Annotated in this window: 20 protein-coding genes, 1 pseudogene and 2 riboswitches; of the genes and pseudogenes, 10 read left to right on the forward strand and 11 right to left on the reverse strand. The window is 41.3% G+C overall.

From position 1 onward, the window contains the following. Nucleotides 1-6: 6 nt before the first annotated feature. Together A6755_RS20205 and A6755_RS20210 are read right to left on the reverse strand one after the other, a co-directional pair. The gene (locus A6755_RS20205) at nucleotides 7-933 is read right to left on the reverse strand and encodes an ABC transporter ATP-binding protein (protein WP_053534228.1); all 927 of its coding nucleotides are present in this window, start codon (nucleotides 931-933) and stop codon (nucleotides 7-9) included. Beyond that, nucleotides 911-1,936 (reverse strand): ABC transporter ATP-binding protein, encoded by a 1,026-nt coding sequence (locus A6755_RS20210; RefSeq protein WP_063591767.1) that lies wholly within the window; start codon nucleotides 1,934-1,936, stop codon nucleotides 911-913. Before A6755_RS20210 ends, A6755_RS20205 begins: the two co-directional genes overlap by 23 nt. Before the next feature lie 493 nt (nucleotides 1,937-2,429). On the opposite strand from A6755_RS20210, the gene A6755_RS20215 reads away from it, so the two are divergent. After that, complete coding sequence (locus tag A6755_RS20215; RefSeq protein WP_063591768.1) at nucleotides 2,430-3,065, forward strand: Bax inhibitor-1/YccA family protein; 636 nt, start codon at nucleotides 2,430-2,432, stop codon at nucleotides 3,063-3,065. A gap of 214 nt (nucleotides 3,066-3,279) precedes the next feature. Here the strand turns inward: A6755_RS20215 and A6755_RS20220 are convergent. The 5 genes and pseudogenes from A6755_RS20220 to A6755_RS28010 form a co-directional block, all read right to left on the reverse strand. Next, nucleotides 3,280-4,217, reverse strand: a pseudogene (locus A6755_RS20220) (transposase); the annotation flags it as partial. A gap of 359 nt (nucleotides 4,218-4,576) precedes the next feature. Further along, a complete protein-coding gene (locus A6755_RS20225) occupies nucleotides 4,577-5,119 on the reverse strand; it encodes an acyl-CoA thioesterase (RefSeq protein ID WP_034314279.1) in 543 nt (180 codons plus the stop codon). A 131-nt stretch (nucleotides 5,120-5,250) separates the two neighbouring features. Further along, nucleotides 5,251-5,715, reverse strand: a complete 465-nt coding sequence (locus tag A6755_RS20230; RefSeq protein WP_084738228.1) for a M15 family metallopeptidase — start codon at nucleotides 5,713-5,715, stop codon at nucleotides 5,251-5,253. Between the two features lie 152 nt (nucleotides 5,716-5,867). Then, nucleotides 5,868-6,050, reverse strand: a complete 183-nt coding sequence (locus A6755_RS28005) for a hypothetical protein (protein WP_284108886.1) — start codon at nucleotides 6,048-6,050, stop codon at nucleotides 5,868-5,870. Between the two features lie 13 nt (nucleotides 6,051-6,063). After that, nucleotides 6,064-6,351 (reverse strand): DinB family protein, encoded by a 288-nt coding sequence (locus A6755_RS28010; protein ID WP_284108887.1) that lies wholly within the window; start codon nucleotides 6,349-6,351, stop codon nucleotides 6,064-6,066. A 183-nt stretch (nucleotides 6,352-6,534) separates the two neighbouring features. Between A6755_RS28010 and A6755_RS20240 the strand changes: the two genes are divergently transcribed. After that, nucleotides 6,535-8,358: an ABC transporter ATP-binding protein gene (locus A6755_RS20240; protein WP_063591770.1), complete on the forward strand. Its 1,824-nt coding sequence runs from the start codon at nucleotides 6,535-6,537 to the stop codon at nucleotides 8,356-8,358. 42 nt (nucleotides 8,359-8,400) lie between these two features. Here the strand turns inward: A6755_RS20240 and A6755_RS20245 are convergent, their stop codons facing one another. Then, the gene (locus tag A6755_RS20245; protein ID WP_034314284.1) at nucleotides 8,401-9,102 is read right to left on the reverse strand and encodes a DUF459 domain-containing protein; all 702 of its coding nucleotides are present in this window, start codon (nucleotides 9,100-9,102) and stop codon (nucleotides 8,401-8,403) included. 219 nt (nucleotides 9,103-9,321) lie between these two features. Between A6755_RS20245 and A6755_RS20250 the strand changes: the two genes are divergently transcribed. After that, nucleotides 9,322-9,828, forward strand: a complete 507-nt coding sequence (locus tag A6755_RS20250) for a GNAT family N-acetyltransferase (RefSeq protein WP_034314287.1) — start codon at nucleotides 9,322-9,324, stop codon at nucleotides 9,826-9,828. A gap of 69 nt (nucleotides 9,829-9,897) precedes the next feature. Here the strand turns inward: A6755_RS20250 and A6755_RS20255 are convergent, their stop codons facing one another. Next, nucleotides 9,898-10,092, reverse strand: coding sequence for an aspartyl-phosphate phosphatase Spo0E family protein (locus tag A6755_RS20255; protein WP_034314290.1), 195 nt, complete (start codon nucleotides 10,090-10,092; stop codon nucleotides 9,898-9,900). A 252-nt stretch (nucleotides 10,093-10,344) separates the two neighbouring features. Then, a complete protein-coding gene (locus A6755_RS20260; RefSeq protein ID WP_034314291.1) occupies nucleotides 10,345-10,533 on the reverse strand; it encodes a Fur-regulated basic protein FbpA in 189 nt (62 codons plus the stop codon). Nucleotides 10,534-10,702: 169 nt separating this feature from the next. Beyond that, nucleotides 10,703-10,807, reverse strand: a riboswitch (SAM riboswitch). Between the two features lie 157 nt (nucleotides 10,808-10,964). Continuing rightward, nucleotides 10,965-11,069: riboswitch (TPP riboswitch) on the forward strand. A gap of 91 nt (nucleotides 11,070-11,160) precedes the next feature. Between A6755_RS20260 and tenA the strand changes: the two genes are divergently transcribed. The 5 genes from tenA to thiE are packed head-to-tail and all read left to right on the forward strand — an operon-like array spanning nucleotide 11,161 to nucleotide 14,587. Further along, a complete protein-coding gene (gene tenA / locus A6755_RS20265; RefSeq protein ID WP_063591771.1) occupies nucleotides 11,161-11,850 on the forward strand; it encodes a thiaminase II in 690 nt (229 codons plus the stop codon). Between the two features lie 15 nt (nucleotides 11,851-11,865). Continuing rightward, the gene (gene thiW, locus A6755_RS20270; protein ID WP_063592627.1) at nucleotides 11,866-12,387 is read left to right on the forward strand and encodes an energy coupling factor transporter S component ThiW; all 522 of its coding nucleotides are present in this window, start codon (nucleotides 11,866-11,868) and stop codon (nucleotides 12,385-12,387) included. Beyond that, nucleotides 12,356-13,162, forward strand: coding sequence for a bifunctional hydroxymethylpyrimidine kinase/phosphomethylpyrimidine kinase (gene thiD / locus A6755_RS20275; RefSeq protein WP_063591772.1), 807 nt, complete (start codon nucleotides 12,356-12,358; stop codon nucleotides 13,160-13,162). The genes thiW and thiD overlap by 32 nt, the downstream gene beginning before the upstream one ends. Beyond that, entirely contained in the window at nucleotides 13,159-13,974 is an 816-nt protein-coding gene (thiM, locus tag A6755_RS20280) for a hydroxyethylthiazole kinase (protein ID WP_063591773.1), read from the forward strand. The genes thiD and thiM overlap by 4 nt, the downstream gene beginning before the upstream one ends. Then, nucleotides 13,955-14,587: a thiamine phosphate synthase gene (gene thiE, locus A6755_RS20285; protein WP_063591774.1), complete on the forward strand. Its 633-nt coding sequence runs from the start codon at nucleotides 13,955-13,957 to the stop codon at nucleotides 14,585-14,587. Before thiM ends, thiE begins: the two co-directional genes overlap by 20 nt. Before the next feature lie 37 nt (nucleotides 14,588-14,624). On the opposite strand, the gene A6755_RS20290 is transcribed toward thiE, so the two are convergent. Next, nucleotides 14,625-15,830, reverse strand: coding sequence for an MFS transporter (locus A6755_RS20290; RefSeq protein ID WP_063591775.1), 1,206 nt, complete (start codon nucleotides 15,828-15,830; stop codon nucleotides 14,625-14,627). 270 nt (nucleotides 15,831-16,100) lie between these two features. Between A6755_RS20290 and A6755_RS20295 the strand changes: the two genes are divergently transcribed. Together A6755_RS20295 and A6755_RS20300 are read left to right on the forward strand one after the other, a co-directional pair. Next, nucleotides 16,101-17,588 carry an aldehyde dehydrogenase family protein gene (locus A6755_RS20295; RefSeq protein WP_063591776.1) on the forward strand — a complete coding sequence of 496 codons (1,488 nt, stop codon included), beginning with the start codon at nucleotides 16,101-16,103 and terminating at the stop codon, nucleotides 17,586-17,588. Nucleotides 17,589-17,882: 294 nt separating this feature from the next. Then, nucleotides 17,883-19,115: an aminopeptidase gene (locus tag A6755_RS20300; RefSeq protein ID WP_034314309.1), complete on the forward strand. Its 1,233-nt coding sequence runs from the start codon at nucleotides 17,883-17,885 to the stop codon at nucleotides 19,113-19,115. Nucleotides 19,116-19,148: the final 33 nt, after the last annotated feature.

The raw sequence follows: 19,148 nt of genomic DNA on the forward strand, positions 1-19,148 counted from the left end.
ACCTCCTTATTGTAATGCGACTCTATGTGTCGATGAGATTGGCTTCAAATCGTAAGCACGTCCATTCTCATCGAAATATTTTGAGTAGGTAGACTCATATTCCGAGGTGAGTTTTTTTCTAAGCTGCACTTTATCTTCGCGAACTTCCGGCTCTAAATCAGGAATGGCGGCAATCAGGCGTTTCGTGTATATATGTTGGGGATTTTCATAGATTTCCTCGCTTTTGCCTTCCTCTACCAATCTACCGCGATACATAACACCCATCCGGTCACACATATGCCGGATTACACCTAAATCATGCCCGACAAATAAATAAGTCAAATTGAACTCCTGTTGGAGATCCTGAAGAAAATTCAATACTTGTGCCTGAACGGAAACATCCAGTGCTGACACCGGTTCATCCGCAATGATCAGTTTAGGTTTCAATGTCAATGATCGGGCAATCCCGATTCGCTGGCGCTGCCCCCCGGAAAATTCATGAGGATACTTGTGAATCGATTCCGGACTCAGTCCGACTTTGTCCAAGAAGTCCTGTACGATTTTCTTTTCCTCTGAAGGGGATAACCGTTCGAAGTTCCTAAGCGGTTCGGCAATTATGTCAAGTACCCTCTTCTTGGGGTTCAATGATGAATACGGGTCCTGGAAAATCATTTGGATATCTTTTCTGAACGGTTTAATTTCTCTTCTACTTAAAGATGCTAAATCCCTGCCTTCAAACAGGATTTGTCCGGATGTCACCTCATTCAGTTTGACCACTGCCTTGCCTGTCGTGGACTTGCCGCTTCCGGATTCCCCGACCAAACCATATGTTTCCCCTTGCTGCAACTCAAAGGAAACACCGTCGACGGCCTTTACGTGATCGACCACCCTTCGAAAAAAACCGCCCCTTATTGGAAAATGCACTTTTAGATTATCTAATTTTAGTAATGTCATGAGCCGATGCATCTCCTTCAGCTTGAAAATAGAATGCTTTATAGCAGGTACAGCGGACAAAATGACCGTTGCCCACTTCGTGAAGCCGGGGTGTCTCTTCATGCGCATGTTTTGGTATCCAGGGAATCCTATCTTGGAAGCGGCATCCGATTCGATCCATTTTGGCTATCGAAGGAACGATTCCCTCGATAACATGCAAACGGTTTTTCTCGTTTGCGGCCGAAGGAATCGAATTCAATAATGACCTTGTATATGGATGCAGCGGATTGTTGAATATCTCTTTAACACTTCCCGTTTCCACTACCTGACCTGCATACATGACAACGATCCTGTCAGCGACCTCTGCTACGACGCTCAGATCATGTGTAATTAAGATGATCCCCATTTTTGTCCTGCTTTGGATATCCTTCAGCAGATCAAGTATTTGCGCTTGGATCGTAACATCCAATGCCGTCGTGGGTTCATCGGCGATTACCAGTGCAGGGTTGCATGCAATGGCAATCGAGATCATTGCCCTTTGCCGCATTCCGCCCGAGAGCTCATGCGGATATTGCTTGTACGTCCGTTCAGGGTATGGAATTCCCACTTGTGTCAAAAGTTCGATCGTCCTGTTCTTTTTTTCAGCACTGGAGAGTTCAGTATGATAATCAAGATTCTCCTCGATCTGTTTTCCGATGGTCATGAGCGGGTTCAAAGCCGTTAAAGGTTCCTGGAATATCATACCCAATTCCTTACCACGGACTTTATTCATTTGCACATCATTCAACTTTAGTAGATTTTGGCCTTTATAATTGATGTTTCCTTCGGATTTCGTTCTTTGCTTATTATGTAATTGCATGATGGATAAGGCCAATGCACTCTTTCCACATCCTGATTCTCCAACAACTGCTACAATTTCATTTTCATTCACCGTAAACGAAACATCATCCACCGCTGCATGATATTTGTTACCGATTCGGAATGAGGTAGTTAGGTTTTCTATTTGCAAAATAGCTTTCTTCATCCTTGCTCCCCCTAAACTATTTTATCGGGAAAATAATTAATCTTCTGATAATTATTTAAAATTTTAATCATTTTTTTACAATTATACAATAGTTTTTATAGAAAATAATCACATTTTTTTCATATTTTATAACTTTAGGAATAATTTTCTGCAACATAAAAACGTTTCCTTTATAACTGTTATACAGTAAAGTTTTGAAGTCCGATTAAATATATAGAATCAATAATTTCAGATTTATTATTTCGAGATAGCTTTTTTTGGAGTTTATGTCTATTTATTGACCTTATCGCTTTACTTCCGCGGAATGGTTTCGTTTAGAGTATTTTAATATTTCAGAAAAATTAGTATATTTGTAAGAATATCATAGAAAAGGTAATTACTTCATATATATTTCAATACTTTTAAAAAAACACCAAATTTTCATTGTATGCAATGAAACCTTTTTAAAACAGATTCGTAGAAAACGGTAGAAAATAAATGATGGGGTGATTGAATGTATTCACAAACTGTACAAACATATATGCCGTCCGTCATGCGGACGTTCGCTTTATCTCTTGCCGTTTCCGTTTTAGGTATGGCTCTCGGCACTCTTGTTCCGCCATCCTTGTTTCTTCCCTTGGCGATACTTGAGATTGCCATGTTGATTGGAGCATTCATATTGCGAAGGAAAAAAGCCATCGGATACACATTTTTGTATATTTTCACGTTGATTTCCGGAATTACGACCTATCCGATCATTGCCTACTACCTAGCCGCAGCAGGGGCAAATGTGGTGATCCTGGCAGGTGTTACGACGACAGTCGTATTTGGAGGACTGGCGGTTTATGCCACAACCACCAAAAGGGACCTTTCATTCTTGGGGGGAATGTTATTTGCGGCCTTGCTAGCTTTAGTCGTCATTAGCATTTTCAACATTTTCTTTCCATTAAGTTCTACAGCCATGCTGGTCTTTTCATTTATAGGGATATTAGTTTTCAGCGGTTATATTTTATATGATTTCAATCGAATGAAGCATTACGGGGTAACAGCCGAAGAAGTACCGCTCATGGCTTTGAATCTATATCTTGATTTCATTAACCTATTCATTAACATCTTGCGCTTTTTTGGTATTTTAGCTAGCGATGACTAAAAGACCTGACAAGGTACCATAAAAAAGACGCTTGGAATTATCCAAGCGTCTTTCAGTTTGTAGACAAAAGGGGTTCGGAATTAAAAAATTCTGAACCCCTTTTGAAATTCCCTTTGAATTTTCGCCTAAAGTTAAGAGATTGCGGCTCTACAAGCCCACATGTTAGGCCATTTTTGGACCTCGCCAAGTCCAATTGGCCATCTTCTTTAAATTAATGGCAGCGAAAGTAAGCATCGCCTGCACCGAGGACGTGTATAAGTTTATAAGGTAAAGCCGGTATGATTTCTTTGTTAAATAGGTAGCTTGTAATCGCTGGTGTTTTATAAGATGAATCTGCGGCAACGGCTTCCTTCCAACTTTCTCAATCACTTGTTCAACTAGTGACTCTAAGATCTGACTGTCATGTGTATTTCCAGGTGTTCCAATCGTTCCCAATACAAAACCGTTGTGGTCTGCGGCCGCGTGGAATGAATAGGCAAACTGTTTTGTTCGTTCATCTTTCACATAGTAGCCACTCTCAGAATCCGTTATACTTTCTTTAATCTCTTTTGGTCTCTTCTTTATCAAATTTATCTGGTGGAAAAGGCTTTTTTCCATGGTTTTCACGATCTTGATTGATTTCTCCTTGAAGACGTCCTTGATACGCTGTGTTTCTTTACGAACGATTTTTCTTTACAAATTTCCGTTTATTCGCACTGGCTTTCACATGTGTGGAATCCACGAAAACGTGTTCAGCACTTATTAACTTTTTATTAGCAGCTGTCATTAAAATGCGATAGAAAATCTATTCAAACAGGTCTATTTCTATAAAGCGTCGCTCATAATTTTTCCCGAACGTGGAGTAGGAGGTACTTTATCATGGAAACCATAGCCTAAGAACCAACGGTAAGCCATATTGGTTTCAACTTCTTCAATCATTTTACGCATGGAACGAATACCGAAGGTATATTGAATGAAAGTCAGTTTAACTAAAATAACTGGATCAACACTTGGGCGTCCAAACTCTGAAAACATATCTTTCACCAAGTCATAAATGAAAGTGAAGTCAATGGCAGCCTCCATTTTACGAACCAAATGGTTCGGTGGCACCAGTTGATCTATAGTAATCATTTCAAGTTGATCTCGCTGAATAGAATCATGTTTAGAAAGCATCCTCATCACCTCAAGTTTTAATACTTCTATTTTAAAACAAAAATGACTCCAGGCAAAAGTGTTCTAACTAAAAGGTAAGACAAGTTAATTGGAACGGAAGGTACGAGACTCCTGCGGGAAAAGCGCGTCTAGGGGAGACCCCGCAGGCGAAAGCCGAGGAGGCTCCCCGACCGCCCGCGGAAAGCGAGTGCCTGAGTGGAAATCAACGTCCAATTTGTACAAGCCATAAAAATAGACAAACTCGATTTTCGTCAAGTTTGTCTACAGTCTGCAAGATGCTTGGAATTATCCAAGCGTCTTTTCACGTAATTTTTTTCATATGGTCTCGATCATCAATAAGAACGGCTGAAGTGCCTATCTTATTTATATAATCCTGGATTTGATTGATCGGTCCATGGCAGTTTCACACCGAAAGTACTTGCAATGAACTGTGTATCTTCCCTTCTTTTTTTCCTTATTTGGGCCCGTTGTTTTGCTGATTCATTTAAATTCATTTCCATCTCCGTTTCCGGAACCAAACGGGGAACAGGAATTGGTTTACCTTCTTCATTAATGGCAACAAATGTCAGGAAGGAAATAACGCATAAATTTCGGGCTCCTGTAACTAAATCCTCTGCAATCACCTTTACGATGATTTCCATTGATGTTCTGCCCGTATAAGTCACGAAGCTTTCAAGGCAAACTGCATTTCCTTCGTGAATAGGGTGCAGGAAATCGACGGAATCAGTTGATGCTGTAACGACGTTGCTTCGCGCATGACGCATGGCTGATATAGCCGCTACATCATCAATGTATGCCATTAATTTGCCTCCGAACATCGTACCAATATTATTTGTATCCGGCGGGAGGACCAGGCTTGTTTTTATGACCAAAGAGTCCCGGCAATTTTTTGTTTCTTCCATGGTGACTGCACTCCTTTATGTCTGATTTCTCACTAGTTCACTTTATCGAATTCTTACCTGTAAAGCAATTCACATGCTTATTTTCCTGCTATTAGTCAAAATTATGCGGTTTATAATGAAGCCAACCACTTTCACTGCCCTTTTGGCTGCTTGCCTTGCTGCAGCTCACGCAGGCTTAAGCCAAATGTCATTTGTAAATGCGGATAATCCTTGAACCCTGCCCAATCCCCTCCCCAATCAAAGCCTAACCCTTTAGCGATTGTTACGACTTCCATCCAATCTGACTTTCCATTATCGTTACCGTCATAACTCATATCCCAAATGGCCTCTCCTTGTTTGTTAAGGAGGGCAAAATCTACCGCCAAACCGAAATTATGCAGCGACTCACCACCTCTTGCATTCGTTACGATGTTGCCCGGGTCTGTTCGGCCCTTTTCATAGAGTTCATTTTGCTCGGCTAAAGACCGGAATCCGGCCGTAATGATTACCGGGATGCCTTTGTCCTTAGCCAGTTGAATGAGCTCGTCTTTTTTTTCGGCGACGATCGGATTCAGCTCGTCAGTCAGTTCGATTTCGTCTAGATCAGGCGGAAGCATATACTTGAACAAGAGCCACAGCAGCAATCCGAAAAAGCCCAATACCAAACATGTCCTTATCCAAGTGGCTTTCACTTAAAAAATCCTTCCTTTACGAAAATATCTATCTGAAAATGAAAAACTCAACCAGAGACGGATGAGTTTTAATTCTATTATAACTTTGCTTTTAATTCTTCAATTTGCAATAAATGCCGTTTTTCATGCAGTCCCACGAACGGAATCCATTGCTTCAGGCTTAAATCTTTGAACAAAGGATGCGGAAAAGACTTTTGTTCGAGATCAATTTCATTTGCATGGTCAACGACATGTACAAAAGCTTTTCGGGATTCGGACAACTTCTCCTTAACTTCACTCAAAGTTTGGTATGATTTTCGACGGAGTGACAAATGACGGGGCCTCGACCTTCACTTCACGATTTAACGTAAGTTCTATCGGTTTATCCACTGCAGGAATGCTTTCATCGCTCTTCAATTTATCGGAAATGCTCTTTGTTATGGCCCTCTCCATTAAATATAAATGATCCAAAACCTGGATGATGCTCCATCTTCCTGTTTCAAGTTGGGCGTTCAGCTGTTCATCCGATAGTCCGTTGACCGCATTTAAAAGTTCTCCCCTGATTTTTTCATTTTCATTCATTTTAGCATCTCCTCTTATCAGCCTCGCTAATCTCCTTTAATTATTCCATGTCCTATAGGAAAGTGTAAAATAATAATACTTTTTGACAAAACGAACCGATTAAAAGTTGTCTATTTTCCGAAAAGCTCTATGATAGTCATAAAGGCAAAAATCATCTAGGACAGTAAAATAGGAGTGATCGTTATGAGTGGGGGACATATTCCATTCAGCCACAAAGGGCGCAGTGCAATACATGCAATACCCTCAAAAGGAAGCATATGGTTGATGCTTAAACAAATGTTCAATCGGGTCCCATCGAAATGGAAGTTTTGCTCTTTGGTTTTATGTATCATGCTTTTCATTTCATTGCTTGAGTTCTCCATCCCCCAATTGACACAGTTTACTATTGATAAAATCATTCCCGAAAAAAGATATGACTCTTTGATCTGGATTGGTGCAGGAATTCTTTGTGCTGCAATCTTATTGGCTATACTGAACTACTTTAACAGCTATATCGTTTCCAAGGTCGGTCAAAAGGCCATCATGGATATACGTAATAGCATGTATGAACATATTCAAACACTGGATATGAAATTCTTTGATAAAAACCGGACTGGTGACTTAATGTCGCGGTTGACCAATGATGTCAATTTACTGCAGCAGCTCATCTCTTCGAGCATGCTTCAAGTGTTGACTGACACGGTGACCTTCATTGCCATAGCGGTATATATGCTTTTCATTAACTGGAAGCTTACCATTGTCCTTCTTATTACATTCCCTTTCATGTTCTATATCACAAGGGTATTCGGGAAACGCATCAGGATGTCATTTAGGTCTGTGCAAAGTTCCGCAGGAGATGTCAGCAACCAGTTACAGGATTCGATTACAGGAATGCGGCTCATTCAATCTTTTACAAATGAAGAATTCGAATCAAGGCGGTTTGCGAAGCGTAATCAGGAAAATATGACTGCAAACCTTAAGTCCGTTCGGCTGCGTTCCATGTTCGGGCCGATTATTGATTTATTGAACAATATCGGTCTTGTAGCAGTCATTGTGTTCGGTGCTTGGCAAGTGATGGAGGGTGAATTCACAATAGGATTAATCGTGGCCTTTCTAGCCTATTTGAGGTTGCTGCAGAGTCCCGTTCGCAATTTTAGCCGGGTAATCAGCATTGTCCAGCAATCAGCCGCCGCCTTTGAGCGGATAACTGAAATATTGGAAACCCAACCTGAAATAAGTGACAAGGGAAACGCCATTGAACTCCCTGCCATAAAAAAGAAAATTGAGTTTAAAAGTGTTGATTTTGCTTATGATGAGACTGTTCCTGTTCTCGGCAATCTAAACCTGACTATGAAAGCTGGTCAAGTAACCGCTTTGGTCGGCTCCTCCGGCGCAGGAAAATCGACCATCACGAGCCTACTGATCCGATTTTATGATCCGCAAAATGGAACGATTAAAATGGATGGACATAATATTAAAGATGTGTCACTGAAATCATTACGGGGACAAATGGGAATTGTTTCTCAGGATATCATTCTATTCAATGGTTCCATCCGTGATAACATCGTGTATGGCAAACTTAATGCTACAGATGATGAAATCATCGAATCCGCCAAAGCGGCAAATGCGCATGACTTTATCAGTGCCTTTCCTGATGGTTATGATTCTCAGATCGGAGAGCGCGGAGTCAAGCTTTCAGGCGGACAAAAACAGCGCCTTGCCATTGCCAGGGCACTTTTGAAAAATCCGCAAATCATCATTCTCGATGAAGCAACGGCGGCCTTGGATACAGAATCTGAACATTTGATCCAGCAAGCCTTGTCACGTTTAATGAAAAAACGGACTTCAATAGTCATTGCACATCGTTTATCGACCATTCATGACGCCGATCAAATCATCGTTCTGGAAAAAGGGCAGGTTCTTGAAAAAGGAACACATGACCAGTTAATGCAAAACAACGGCCGATACAAGCAGCTCCATGACTTACAGTTCCCTCAGCTAAGCGATATCAAATACCTAGCAACTTAGCAGGCAAACATGCACAGAAAGCCTTTCTGTGCATGTTTGGTTTCATTTGAAGTCATAACTTTCCAAAACCCGATTCGCAATGAGCTGATACCCTTTTTCATTCGGATGTAACTTATCACTGAAATACTTTGTTTTCTTTTCATCTTCAAAAAGATCATTTGTAGGAATGAATAACATCCTTTCACCTTTATCGGCTAATCCCTTTATTGACTCGTTATAATCGCGAATGTGCTTTTCAAGTTTTTGATTGTCTTTAATTGGGTTATATAGTCCTACTACCAGAATATCCGCTTTATCGTTTGCCTCTATCAGTGTTGATGTAATCTTTTTCAGATGGTTGATATATTCCCGTTTACCCTCATTGATTTTTCGGTCACTTATTTTCTCCAAGTTCCCGCCATTACTATTGATCAAGTCATTCGTTCCAATAAAAACAATGAAAGTATCGGCTTCATCAAGTTTCGTTTTAATGCGGTAATCATCTAGCTGTTTCATCACCCCATCCGTTTCCTGGCCTTTAATACCGTAATTCCAAAAACTCACTTTTTGCTCCGATTGCGGATTATTCAATTCATCTTCAAGGCCTTCTATATATCCTTCCCCGTCCTTATCCCCTTTTCCATAGGTTAATGAATCTCCAAAAGCCATGACCCTTTGCACATCTTCCGACTCCGAGGCCTGAAATTCATATGCAGCAAAACATATAACCAGTACGATAATTAATATACCTGCCAATTTTTTCATTTAGTTCTCCTCTTGTCTTTTTACTAGAAGTATTTAATCTTTTTCATACCCAAAAAATCTGCAGTACTAACATAAAAAAGAATTGTCAGATAAAGAATAAAGAGTGTATGATAATATAAAACTTTCAATGGATTGGGTTTCATTCAACGTCCCTAAAACCAAAAACGGGATCACCCTTCATTCTGGAGATTGAATAAATGATAGTTAGGAGTTTATATCATGGAAGAACACATAGAGTTTAGAGAGGCAGAACTATCTGATCTACCCAGAATTGTTGAAATATATAATTCGACAATTGCTTCAAGGATGGTAACGGCAGATACGGAACCTGTATCCGTCCAATCGAGGGTTAAATGGTTTGAGGAACATCATTCAGAAAGTAGACCGCTATATATCATTACTATAGAAGGGAAAACCGCTGGATGGATGAGCTTTCAATCCTTTTATGGCCGACCGGCATATAATTCCACTGCCGAAATCAGCATTTACATTGATGATTATTTCCGGGGAAAAGGAATTGGACAAATTTCGATTCGAAAGGCAATTGAATTGAGTCCAAAATTAGGTGTTAAGACTTTATTGGGTTTCATTTTCGCCCATAATACACCAAGCCTTAAGCTTTTTTCCAAATTCGGGTTTGAAGAATGGGCACATTTACCTCAAGTTGCCGAGATGGATGGCATTGAGCGGGATTTGATCATTCTAGGTAAACGTGTCGATATTTAATATATAATTCTTTAGAGCTATTGCCTTGAGCAGTAGCTTTTTTAGATTAATACAGGTCGAATTGCTAATTTAAAAATACCTATATGCTTCTTGAAGGGAAAAATATTCAGAATCTCTTTTACTTGCTAACGCATTCAATAGCGTATCCAATTCTTGGCTGGCTTGTACAGTCAGCAGACTTGTTAAGCCGTAAATCGCTCCCAACCTTATCATTTCCTGTCTCTTCTCTTCTACTTTTTCTATAGTTACCTTATAGCAAGTCATCATAGCCACCTCCCATTTATTCAATATTTTTACACTTTCATCATAATGAAACCACTAGTTAAAATCAACTATTTTCCAGAAATTAAATGTGTTATTTTATAGGTCAAATGTGACAAAACACCTATTTTGTTATTTAATTATGTATAATTTGTGTCGTTTTCTAATAAACGCAAAAAAAGCATCCACTAGTGTAGACTGCGAATGCTTACATCATATCCCTTATCCAAAAATCCAAATATTGTATTCCTATTACTATGTCATCCATTCAGAAGGTGACTCGTTATTAGGTCTATTTATAACAATCTTATATTCATCTTCAAGTACTTTTAATGGGGCATCATAAAGGTGCCTTTCATCAGAGGTTTTGTATACTCCATTGGCCAATAGCTCTTCAATGAGTTTTGCCTTCCTCTGTTCAATCCTCTTAAATAATTCTGCCATGTAAATGGCTCCTTTCCGTCCTAGTGCCTGCTTCTAGTTAGCTAAACTTTATCACTTGTTTGATTTCACCAAATTATATATACCTTTTCTAGTATGTCACTAAACGTTATTTCCCAAAAATAAAAGCCCCTTCTAATTTAAGAAGAGGCTGACAGTGTCCGTACGGCTCTTCTTATCTTCCAAGCATATGCTTGTTGGATTTAGCACAGTTCCCTAAACGGGTCCGCTGCCGAGGTTTCTTAGGGCCAAGTCCCTCCACCTCTCTGGATAAGAATTCAATATATAATGATGTAGAAATGATTCTATCCTAATAATCTTCAAAAGTCAATTACCTGGTTCTCCCTTTTTTCCTGGACATAAAGTGATTCCTCTTTCAAATACGGGTTGCATTTTCTTGTCTTTCTGATATGATGTCAGTAATTACATACAATTCACACCACTAGGGGAGTCTTTTTTAAGACTGAGATGGAATTAGTTCCGGACCCTTTGAACCTGAACCGGCTCATACCGGCGGAGGGAAGTGGATGATATCGTCCATTTTACAGACTATATCCATCTACCCCGTTCCTTATTCAGGAACGGGGTTTTTTATTTAACAAAGGGAGCCATTCTATAGGAGGATGAACAATGGAGAATACAAAATTAGAAACATTCAGTGATAGACTGCATGCACGGGCAAAAGAGATTTGGAAAAGGAACCATTCACATCCCTTTGTCCAGGCAATTGGAAACGGCACACTTCCTGAAAAGAAATTTGCCTATTACCTGAAGCAGGACTATGTCTATCTCATGGATTATTCCAAGCTCTTTGCTTTAGGTGTCATCAAAGCCCATAACATCGAAACCATGGCAAAATTTGCGACCATTTTAAATGAAACCCTTCAAGTGGAAATGGATATTCATCGGCATTATGCTTCCGAATTCGGGATCAGCTCCAAGGAATTGGAAAATACAGAACCTACTCCAACCACTCTAGCCTATACAGGTTACATGCTAAATGCAGCTCAGCATGGGACATTGGCAGACTTGATCGCCTGTCTCCTGCCCTGCGCTTGGGATTATTATGAAATCGGTTTGCTATTAAAAGAACAAAATGGAGCAGCACTGGAAAACAATCGCTACGCAGATTGGATAAGGTCCTATTCATCTCCTGAATTCGGGGAAGCACACAAGTGGCTGATCGCTTTATTGGAAGAATTGACGGAAGGCATGCCTGAAAAGGAACTTCTTAGATTAGAAAAGCACTTTTTGGTTACTTCCCGATATGAATATTTATTCTGGGACATGGTTCAAAATGAGCAGGATTGGCCTCTGTAGGTGGTTGACATGAGGATGAACCCTATCAAGAAACTGACATTGACTGCCATGATCACGGCTTTAACGACGCTGACCAGTTCATTTATTTTCATCCCTGCAGGATTTGCAAAAATCTTTCCTATTCAACATCTGGCAAATGTCCTGACGGCGGTTTTATTGGGGCCTGCATATGCGGTGACACAAGCTTTTTTAGTTTCCATCATTAGAAACATGACTGGTACCGGTTCAATTTTCGCCTTTCCCGGCAGCATGATTGGTGCACTTTTGGCCGCCATCCTTTACCGAAAAACACAAAGCTTAAAATTCGCCTGTTTAGGGGAAGTGATCGGGACCGGCTTTCTCGGTTCCCTGGTCTGTTATCCGCTTGCCACCCTCCTATTGGGAGAAAAAGCTGCTCTTTTTGGTTTTTTACCGGCTTTTATGTTCAGTTCATTCGCAGGGGCGATTTTAGCTTTCATATTACTTAAAATACTGCTAAAAAATAATTATATGAAGGGGTTTTTTTATGAAAACAGCATTAACGATCGCAGGCTCTGATTCAGGGGGCGGTGCTGGAATACAAGCGGATTTAAAAACATTTTCTGCACATGGTGTGTTTGGAATGTCTGCCATCACAGCCGTAACTGCCCAAAACACAATGGAAGTCCGTTCTGTACAGCCCATTGAAACAGCTATCATATCGGATCAAATTGCAGCTATCTTTGAAGATATTCCTGTCGATGCAGTAAAAATAGGCATGCTTGGATCAAAAGAAATCGTGGAAACGGTCGCTGCGTCCCTTAAAACCTTCATGCCTGCCATCGTTATCCTTGACCCTGTCATGATTTCCAAAAGCGGCCATCATTTGCTCGACGAAAAGGCCATCTCTGCCTTAAAAATGGAATTGCTTCCGCTTGCAAATCTTGTAACACCCAATGTACCAGAAGCGGAAGTACTTACTGGCTTCCCGATTCGGACGAAACAAGATTTCTACAGGGCATGCATTTCGATACAAGAAATGGGTTCCAAAGCCGTTTTACTTAAAGGCGGCCATGCGGCAGGAAATCCAAATGATCTTTTTTATGATGGGACTGACTTCCACTGGATCAAGGGAGAACGCATTCATACAAAAAACACTCATGGTACGGGCTGTACCCTATCATCCGCCATTACATCTAACCTGGCAAATGGACTGCCATTGCAAGTGTCGATCGAACATGCCAAGACCTATATTTCCGAAGCGATACGCAATAGCTTTTCAATCGGTAAAGGTCATGGACCTGTCCATCATTTTCATTCATATACAAAAAAAGAACGGAGTGACTTGTTATGAATATTTCTTCAGCCGATTTATTTATGAAGGTAAGAGAAAGGAAACCACTCGTTCACCAAATCACCAACTTTGTTACGGTCAATGACTGTGCAAATGCCACCCTTGCCATCGGAGGTTCACCAGTAATGACATCGAGCCCAAGTGAAGTGGCGGATATGGTCAAATTAGCAGATGCATTGGTCCTGAATTTCGGAACGATCGATGATAAAGCCTTGGAAGCAATGGAGATTGCCGGTAAAACGGCAAATGACCTGGACATCCCAGTCATTTTGGACCCGGTGGGAGTTGGTGCCACCTCCTATCGTACAGAGCAAGTCAAAGAACTCCTAAGTAAGGTTACTCTCCAAATCATTCGCGGAAATGCGAGTGAAATCCTGTCATTGATGGGTGGGGATACCGTTACACGCGGTGTGGATTCGGGGGAACTTGCGATTAGCAATGCAGAGCTGGCTGCACGAGCGGCAAATGAATTGAATTGCATCATCGTGGTCAGCGGAGCTAAGGATGCGGTCAGCGATGGAAAACATACGTCCATCATCGATAACGGGGACCTCCTTTTAACTAATGTTACAGGTACCGGTTGCATGTCCACTGCTCTTATCGGAACTTTTTCCGGAGTCACCGATGATTTCTATTCTGCCGCAATTGCCGGTATCTCAACAATGAGCATTTCAGGGGAACTAGCAGCCGCAACCCTTCAAAAGGATGAAGGAACAGGTACTTTCCGTGTACGATTAATCGATGCCATATCAAGAATGGATAAGGAAATCTGGATGCATGAGGTGAAAATAAGTGAAGAAGTCCCAAATTGATTTAAGCCTGTATTTAGTTACGGAAGAGTCCATAGCAATAGAAGAATTGACCAAAATCATTGCACAATCGGTTTCAGGAGGAGTCTCGATCGTACAACTTAGAGAGAAAAACAATTCCTCCCTCTCTTTTTATGAAAAAGCATCTGCATTAAAACAGTTATTGAATGAGCTTTCCATTCCCCTTATCATCAATGACCGGGTGGATATAGCACTAGCGGTTGGAGCGGACGGAATTCATATTGGGCAGGATGACCTTCCACTGCCTGTCGTCAAAAAAATGGTTCCTGAAGATATGATTGTCGGTGTATCTGTCTCCACTCATGAAGAAGCTCTCGAAGCCGAACGAAATGGAGCGGATTATATCGGAGTCGGTTCCGTTTTCCCCACCAAGACCAAACAAGATGCTACCCTAATGGCACTTGAGGATCTGGGGGAAATTTGCCGCGGCGTATCCATTCCCGCAGTAGCCATCGGGGGTATCACTGCCGATAACATTTCCGCTCTTTCCGATAGCGGACTATCAGGTACCGCAGTCGTATCGGCCATCATGAATGCAGATAATCCGAAGACTGCCTCCGAATCCCTTTTACAAATAATAAAAGACTTTAAATAACAAAAGGATGGGGACTGATGCAGTCCCCATCCTTTGTTTATGTCAAAACGGTATTCTTTGTTTCCTTCCCAAAAGCCACTGCAACTGCCCCCACTAAAATAGCAATTGTAAAAATGGTGAAAATCGATGAAATCGGGGTGTCTGCGGCAACTAAATACCCTACAAGCAAAGGTCCCAGAACACCGCCAATCCTCCCGATCCCTGCAGCTAACCCAGCCCCTGTACCGCGAACTGATGTTGGATACTGCTCAGGTGTATACGCATAAAGTGCACCCCATGCCCCTAGGTTGAAGAAAGATAGGAACATCCCGGAAGCTATCAGCAGTGCCAGCCCCTCTGCCGATCCAAAGAAAAAGGCACTGATGGCCGTTCCAATTAAGTATGTAATCAAAACGAATTTACGTCCCATCTTCTCTATCAGCCATGCAGCTGAAAAATAGCCCGGAAGCTGTGCAATCGTCATGATCAAAACATATTCAAAGCTTTGAATCATGCTGAAGCCTTTTAGGACCATCACGCTTGGCAGCCATAAAAACATCCCATAATAGGAAAAGACCACGCAAAACCATAGAATCCACAATACAAGGGTCTGACGGGAGTATTCCTTTTTCCAGACACTTTTCATATTGCTTAATACAGATGTTCTTTGCTTTTTTTCAAGTTCCGTATACTTTGGTGAATCCGGCAGTTTCAAGCGCAGATACAGCGCATATAAAGCTGGAACTGCGCTCAATAATAATGCAACCCGCCAACCATAAGCCGGTATGATGAAATAGGATATGAGTGCTGCCAAAATCCAGCCAACCGCCCAAAAGCTTTCAAGAAGGACGACGACCCTTCCCCTTTTACTCGCTTCAACACTTTCAGAGACCAATGTGGAGGCAACCGGGAGTTCTCCCCCAAGTCCCATTCCAATCAAAAAACGCAATATCAAGAACAGGCTGAGTGTACTGACTGCTGCAGACAGGCCACTTGCTATCGAAAACAATAATAAAGTAATGATAAAGACATTCTTTCGTCCGACCCTGTCGGCCATCGCACCAAAGAATACGGCGCCAACAGCCATCCCTATGGAGTTTATGCTCCCAATCCAGCCAACCTGCTCACTAGTTAAGTTCCAATCCTGTTTTAATGCAACAATGATGAAAGAAAGCATACCGACATCAAGTGCATCGAACATCCATCCAAGACCCGCAACACCAAGTAACTTACGCTGCGATATCATTTTCGCATTATTTCCCATATATTCCTCCTGAAGAACTTTAGACCTTCTTGTTATTTTATCCTTTTTCATTTTAACTATTAACTTTCATTTTTGCTATAGTAATTACACATGTCATGACAAAATAATACTACATTTTTTTAATAGATGAAGAAATCTTGGATATTCTGTCGAATGTTATAGATTGAATATTCCCTTTTTTTCATTTATCATAAAAATTGGCAATCATAGCGTTAACAATAAGTCATCATGTTTTGCCCAAGATAAACATTTTATTCAGGAGGGTAATTAATGACAAATCTAACGTTAGAAGTAAGTGGAAAGCTGCAAAAATTTTTAACAGGACCAAAAAAGCTCTATATTAATGGTCAGTTTGTAGAAAGTGCTTCAAAAAAAACCTTCTCCACTCCTAATCCTGCTACAGGACAAAAACTTGCCGATGTTTATGAAGCTGATAAAGAAGATATCGACTTAGCCGTCAAAGCTGCACGCAAAGCATTCGATGAAGGTCCTTGGTCAAGAATGAGCGCAGCTGCACGCAGTAGACTGATGTATAAACTAGCCGATTTAATGGAAGAAAATAAAACTGAACTTGCTCAATTGGAAACGTTGGATAATGGGAAACCAATCAGTGAAACTACAAATGCCGACATTCCTTTAGCAATTGAACATATGAGATATTTTGCTGGCTGGTCCACCAAGATTGTTGGACAGACCATCCCGGTAAGCGGAAATTATTTTAACTACACGAAACACGAGGCTGTTGGTGTTGTCGGCCAAATCATCCCATGGAACTTTCCGCTTCTTATGGCGATGTGGAAACTGGGAGCGGCACTTGCTACAGGTTGTACGGTCATATTAAAACCAGCTGAGCAAACACCGCTTTCCGCTCTTTACCTGGCTGAATTATTGGCTGAAGCCGGTTTCCCTGATGGGGTCGTCAATATCGTTCCCGGTTTTGGTGAAACGGCTGGACAAGCGCTTGTCGACCATCCCCAAGTAAATAAAATCGCATTTACCGGCTCGACCGAAGTTGGAAAATTGATCATGCGTTCCGCTTCATATTCATTGAAACGGGTCACATTGGAACTTGGAGGGAAATCGCCAAACATCATCCTGCCTGATGCAGATTTCTCGAAAGCCATCCCTGGAGCTTTGAATGGGGTCATGTTTAACCAAGGCCAGGTATGCTGTGCCGGTTCAAGGGTTTATATCCAAAAGAAACATTATGATAATGTTGTTGCCGATATGGCTAGCCATGCAAAAAACATCAAACAAGGGATAGGCCTAGATCCAAGTACCCAAATTGGGCCGCTTGTTTCCGAGGAGCAGCAAAATCGGGTAATGGGCTATATTGAAAAAGGGAAAAACGAGGGTGCGGAAGTTCTTGTCGGCGGAAATAAACCGGGTGAACAGGGCTACTTTGTTTCTCCAACTATATTCGCTGGTGTTGATGAGGATATGACGATTGCTAAAGAAGAGATTTTCGGACCGGTCATAGCGGCAATGCCATTCGAGGATTTAGATGAAGTCATTAACCGTGCAAATGCCAGTGAATATGGTTTGGCTGCCGGCTTATGGACAAGCGATATAGCCAATGCCCATTATGTTGCAGGAAAACTCCGTGCCGGTACCGTATGGGTGAACTGTTATAACGCGTTCGACGCAGCTTCCCCGTTCGGCGGCTACAAACAATCCGGAATCGGACGTGAAATGGGATCTTATGCACTGGACAACTATTCTGAAGTGAAAAGTGTCTGGATTAATTTGGGTAAATGATTTACTGACTATTAAGAAAGAGGGTCTCAAAGAGGCCCTCTTTCTTTCAGTCCATTGATTCACTGCACCAAATCATCAAATTATTCAACCCATTCAAACCTTTTCAATAGTCTTTCCTTCTTTAGTTTTGGTAAAATGCAAGATAGACAAAATAGCTGCTGGAGCAGCTCCCTGCCGGTTATAATGAACTCCTTCGTATACGAGTAGTTTCACAAACGATGTAAAAAGTTTCTTTTTTATATGACAAAAAGTACAATTAAAAATGTAGAAAATGGAAAAGAGGAGTTTTAAATGATGAGTGATTTTCAAACGAATTTAGAAAAATATGCAGAACTTGCCGTAAAAGTCGGCGTAAACATCCAACAAGATCAAACCTTGGTCGTAAATACAACATTAGAGGGTGCTGACCTTGTGCGTCTCATTGTAAAAAAGGCATATGAGAACGGTGCGCGCAATGTCATCGTTAATTGGAATGACGATATCGTTTCACGTACCAAATATGAATTGGCTCCGGATGAGGTGTTCCACGAATATCCAAAGTGGCGCGCAGAAGAAACGATCGAACTCGCAGAAAACGGAGCTGCTTATCTATCCGTCATCTCCTCCAGCCCTGACTTATTAAAAGGTGTAAAGCCTGAAAGGATTGCCAACTACCAAAAAGCATCCGGGACAGCACTGAAGAAGTGGCGGCAGTATATGCAATCCGATAAAGTGAGCTGGTCCATAGTTGCCGTCCCTTCAAAGGCTTGGGCTGATAAAGTATTCCCTGAAGAAGCAGAAGGAAAACGTGTTGACCTCCTATGGGAAGCTATTTTCAAAGCAGTTCGTGTTGACGTGAAAGATCCTGTGGAAGCCTGGAAAAAACACGATGATACCCTGCATGAAAAGGTAGATTATTTAAATGATAAACATTACCAAAAATTGCATTATACGGCTCCCGGAACCGACCTGACAATCGAATTACCCGACAAACATCTTTGGGTAGGGGCAGGAAGCGTTAACGTACAGGGACATGAATTCATGGCTAATATGCCAACCGAAGAAGTGTTTACAGTTCCATTGAAAACAGGCGTTAACGGTACGGTTTCCAGTACGAAACCACTTAGTTACGGCGGAAACATCATCAATAATTTTTCCGTGACGTTTAAGGAAGGACGGATCATTGAAGTAAAAGCAGAAGAAGGGGAAGAAATCCTAAAGCAATTGGTTGAAACGGATGAAGGTTCACACTACCTTGGTGAAGTCGCGCTTGTTCCATTCAACTCACCGATTTCCCAATCGAATGTTTTATTCTTCAACACATTATTTGATGAAAATGCATCAAACCATCTTGCTATCGGCAGCTCCTATGCTTTCTGTATTGAAGGCGGAAAAAACATGAGTCCAGAAGAACTTGCAGAAAATGGACTGAATGAAAGCCTTACACATGTCGATTTCATGATTGGATCGGAGAAAATGAACATCGACGGCATCAAACAGGACGGCACTTCAGAACCTGTCTTCCGTAATGGTGACTGGGCGTTTTAATTAACCGGCTTTAAGCCCCTTCCATCACTTGAA

The sequence above is a fragment of the Peribacillus frigoritolerans genome (genome assembly GCF_001636405.1).
GTDB lineage: Bacteria > Bacillota > Bacilli > Bacillales > DSM-1321 > Peribacillus > Peribacillus frigoritolerans.